1 protein-coding gene is annotated in these 1,304 nt (G+C 44.7%); it reads left to right on the forward strand.

The genetic code is table 11. The annotated features are described in order from the left end of the window. Positions 1-1,284, forward strand: a 1,284-nt coding sequence (locus QUB11_RS31155) for a reverse transcriptase domain-containing protein (protein ID WP_333207552.1), incomplete at its 5' end; no start/stop codon positions are given. Between the last annotated feature and the right edge of the window lie 20 nt (positions 1,285-1,304).

Here is a 1,304-nt window from a genome sequence, read left to right on the forward strand (position 1 = left end):
AACAACTGGAAACATCAGAAGTTACGTTCAATACCAATCCCTAAAAAGGATGGGAGTACCCGCCTCCTTAAGATACCTACTATTGCTGATAGAGCGTGGCAATGCCTCGCAAAATACGTACTAGAGCCAGCACACGAAGCAACTTTCCACGCCCGGAGTTATGGGTTTAGAACAGGAAGGTCGGCGCATGACGCGCAGAAATTTCTATTTCAGAATCTAAACTCAAAAACCAATGGAATAGAGAAACGGGTTATCGAACTCGATATCGAAAAATGCTTCGACAGGATAAGCCACACCAGCATCATGGAAAGACTCATTGCCCCAAAAGGCATCAAGACCGGAATATTCCGCTGTCTAAAATCAGGAGTCAATCCAGAATTTCCAGAACAAGGAACCCCGCAAGGGGGCGTGGTAAGTCCATTACTAGCCAATATTGCTCTCAACGGGATTGAGGAAATACACCAATCAGTCCGCTATGCGGACGACATGGTAATAATCTTGAAGCCCAAAGATGACGCACTGGCAATACTTGATAAAGTCAGCGAATTTCTGGCAGAACGAGGGATGAAAGTTAGTGAAAAGAAAACCAAGCTAACGGCTACGACAGATGGATTTGACTTCCTCGGTTGGCATTTCAAAGTGCAAAACAACGGAAAATTTAGATGCGTCCCATCAGCGGACAATTTTAAAGCGTTCCGTCAGAAGGTAAAACACATCGTCAACAACTCGAATTATGGAGCCACGATTAAGGCTGAGAAATTAGCCCCTGTGGTTAGAGGCTGGAGAAATTACCATCGCTACTGTAAGTTGGAAGGGTCGCGGTTATCACTGTGGTTCATCCAAAATAGAGCCTTCAAGGTATTCAATAAGGAATCGAAACAATCTCGCTACACCAGCAAGAAACTGCTTGACAAAGCATTCCCATCGGTTTCTTTCTCCGAAAACAAATTTGTCAATGTCAAAGGGGAGAAATCACCTTACGACGGAGATATAGCCTACTGGAGTGAACGTAACAGCAAACTCTATAACGGCGAAACCTCTAAAGCTTTAAAACGGCAAAACCATAAATGTGGAAAATGTGGCTTAAGAATGCTAGGCGATGAAAAGGTGCATCTACATCATGTAGACGGAAACCATAGTAACTCGAAAATAAACAACCTTCTAGCGGTTCACGAAAGCTGCCACGATTATATCCACATGAGCAAAAGCGCAAGCCAAGAACATCGGGAGCTGGGTGCGGTGAAAATCGCACGCCCAGATCTAACTGAGAGGGGCAGGGAATAATATCCCTCCTCGACTCAACC

It is taken from the genome of Microcoleus sp. B6-A1, assembly GCF_036705085.1.
Classification (GTDB): domain Bacteria; phylum Cyanobacteriota; class Cyanobacteriia; order Cyanobacteriales; family Microcoleaceae; genus Microcoleus.